The organism is Streptomyces sp. NPDC001156 (genome assembly GCF_053598275.1).
Map to the genome: position 1 here is coordinate 1 of NZ_JBSFJX010000441.1, position 2744 is coordinate 2744.

General features: G+C 67.5%; 2 protein-coding genes and 2 pseudogenes. 3 read left to right on the forward strand and 1 reads right to left on the reverse strand.

Annotated features, from left to right (window positions below):
* The 3 genes and pseudogenes from ACWDA7_RS51875 to ACWDA7_RS51885 all read left to right on the forward strand — a co-directional run.
* Positions 1-175 (forward strand): annotated as a pseudogene (locus ACWDA7_RS51875) (IS200/IS605 family accessory protein TnpB-related protein); the annotation flags it as partial.
* Between the two features lie 418 nt (positions 176-593).
* Positions 594-1034: a winged helix-turn-helix transcriptional regulator gene (locus ACWDA7_RS51880; protein ID WP_450615077.1), complete on the forward strand. Its 441-nt coding sequence runs from the start codon at positions 594-596 to the stop codon at positions 1032-1034.
* A 145-nt stretch (positions 1035-1179) separates the two neighbouring features.
* Positions 1180-1698, forward strand: a complete 519-nt coding sequence (locus ACWDA7_RS51885) for a DUF1203 domain-containing protein (protein ID WP_450615078.1) — start codon at positions 1180-1182, stop codon at positions 1696-1698.
* Between the two features lie 13 nt (positions 1699-1711).
* Here the strand turns inward: ACWDA7_RS51885 and ACWDA7_RS51890 are convergent.
* A pseudogene (locus ACWDA7_RS51890) lies at positions 1712-2595 on the reverse strand (IS200/IS605 family accessory protein TnpB-related protein); the annotation flags it as partial.
* Positions 2596-2744: the final 149 nt, after the last annotated feature.

Consider the following 2744-nt stretch of genomic DNA (forward strand, 5'->3'; position numbering starts at 1 on the left):
GGCCGGACACGGCACCCGCGGGCGTGAGGGAACCCGCCCCCGCATCCCCGGACCACGGACACGATCCGTGTCGCCGGACGCGGCGCGAACGCGGGCGACCAGTGCATCCAAAACCGTTCGGGATGCGCCAGTTGACCAGGACTGGGTACAAGACTCACTCCTGCTCACTGATTAAGAACGGTATGGCGATCACTGCATCGTCCTTCGTGTTCCGGGGCGGGTCTTTCTTGCGGCCCGCACCGGTGGGCGTCCGCCCCAACGGATGCCCTTCGGATCGGACGTCACCACACATCCAACCGCCACCAGCACCAACCCGGCGAACCATTTCGGTCACAGCGCCTAGCCTGCCCGACACACCACGGGGTGCGGCGGAATGCTGCGCCCCCGTCGTCGTTGTTGGTCGTTGGCGGCTGCTGCTGGTTGCCCTGGGACGGCCCGCGGCTCCGGAGAACTCGTAGGTTCCCCAATGGACTGTAGGACCGCAGGCCCCGAGGGGGCGTCGATCACTCCGACGCAGGAGGCTGAGTTACTCATTGAAATTCAGGCTAGGCTGTGCGGAAACCAGCGGTTACCGCGACGTAGAGGGAGACAAGGTGGCCGAAGCCGCTCACGACGAGCCGTCCTGCTCCATCGAACGCAGTCTCCTGGTGCTGGGTGAGCGCTGGACGCTGCTGATCATCCGGGAGATCTACCTCGGAAAGCACCGTTTCGCGGAGATCCAGGCCTCCCTGGGCATCGCGCCGAACCTGCTGAGCACGCGACTGAAGACACTGGTCAGCGAGGGCGTCCTGCGCAAGCAGACGTACCAGGTGTCGGGAAGCCGGCCCCGCGACAGCTACCACCTGACCCCGGCCGGCGAGGAACTCCAGGTGATCCTCGCCGCGTTCCAGCAGTGGGGTGACCGTCACCGGCCACGCCCCTCGGGCCCGAGCGCTTTGCGGCGCCAGCGCTCCACGGGACGGCCGGTCCACGTCGGCTTCATCTCCGACGACGACGCACACGAGGTCGCCGCGGCGGACATCGAACTGGTCTAGATGATCGATTCCAAGGTGTGGCGATCGTAGGTGGCCTGCGTTCAGCGGGTGTGAGGGTTCCCGGTCAGCCTTCGGCGTGGGCATGCAGCAACGCAACGTCCGTTTCCTGCCAGCAAACACACGTGTGTCTAGCCACCATGAGCACATGACCAGGTACACCGTGTTGCCCATCGACACAGCCGTCCTCAAAGAACTGCAGGTTGCCGACGACGCAGGCCGCCCCTGCGCCCCGTACACCGCGACCCGCGACGACGCGGGCTCCCCGCTGCGCTGCTGCCTGCGTCCCATCACGCTCGGCGAGCGGATTGCCCTTGTTTCGTACGCCCCGTTGCGACGCTGGGCCGCCGCGAGGGGTGTACTTCCGGGCGCGTACGACGAACAAGGTCCTGTCTTCATCCACGCCGATGACTGCGGCGGGTTCACCCCCGGCGAGAACTACCCCTTCGATCGGCCGGGCGCCCTGCGCACCGTGCGCCGCTATAGCGCCCGGGGCCATATCGCCGGTGGACGCCTTCTGGAGATTCCGGCCGACGCCACTGCTGGCTTCGACGCAGCTTTCGACGATGCGTTCAGCGACCCGAACGTGGTGATCGTGCACGTCCGGGCACTGGCGTACGGATGCTTCCACTTCGAGGTGCGAGGGCCCTCCGCCGAGGAGCGATAGCGGCCATGCCACCGGGTGGGATCGTCCAGGAGGCGGTGAGGTACCAGCGCCCGCGCTGCACGTGGTAGTGGTGGCGGTAGGCCACGGCCCGGTTCGTGGTGATGCGGTCGGCCCACTCGTCGCTGCGGTGGGGGAAGACCACGGTCGAGGCCAGGACGTACCGGCCGTGCGGGGCGTTCCCCAGGTGCGCAAGCGGGGCGGGGAACTCGATGCTCACCGTGCCGTCCGGGGTGACGCGGATCGTCTCGTTCCCCAACCGCTTGCCCGATTCGCCGTCCGCCTGCAGGAACCAGCGCGATGCCTCCCAGCGCTGTCGCCATGCGTGCTCGGTGAGCTGCGCTGCCTCGAGGTGGTGTCGGGAGTTGAGCAGGCGTTTGCCGCCCCGCACGACCCGCACCCGCCCCACCTCGTGATCGACCTGCTCCCGCTCCAGCCGGTCCTCCAGCAGACGCAGTCGCCACCTCTTGTGGAACCACTCCTGCCGGGTGCGGTATCCGCCCGACGCCCGCTTCGTACCCTTCTCACCCACCGGCAGCGACAACCGGCTGGTGATCGTCTTGATGCCGGCCTCAAGGCTGTGGATGTGCGCGAGCTGGCACGCCTGGACAGCACCCACTGATCGTGGCTGGCCTTCGTGATCGAAACGGCCCACCGCGAGGACGACGTGTCGGTCAGGGCCCGCTTGCGCCTCGCCCACGTATCCGTGGAGTGCTCCAGCCCGTCGACGCATCGGCGTTTGAGATCCCTCGAGGCCAGCGACCCCAGATGCGCGCCGACCACACGTAACACCTGCTCATCGTCCGGCGTGAGGCCCTTGATGCGGGCGCGGATCGCCACGCCCGACGGGCTGACGGCCATGAAAGGGGCAGCGATCGTGCGCAGCGACTCACCACGCATCGATGCACCCCCTCCCTCAACGCTTGATCAGCAACAGGAAGAACGCTACCGGCCGGCACTGACATTTAGCGTTGACGGTGGCTTCCCGGGATCCTCGGGGGCTGCGTAGGGTGCGTCGGGTCCGGTTCTTCCGGCACGGCTGGATCACT

Excerpts from the sequence above, each read along its gene's own strand:
- ACWDA7_RS51885 (WP_450615078.1), top strand. The coding sequence starts at position 1,180 with ATGACCAGGTACACCGTGTTGCCCATCGACACAGCCGTCCTCAAAGAA.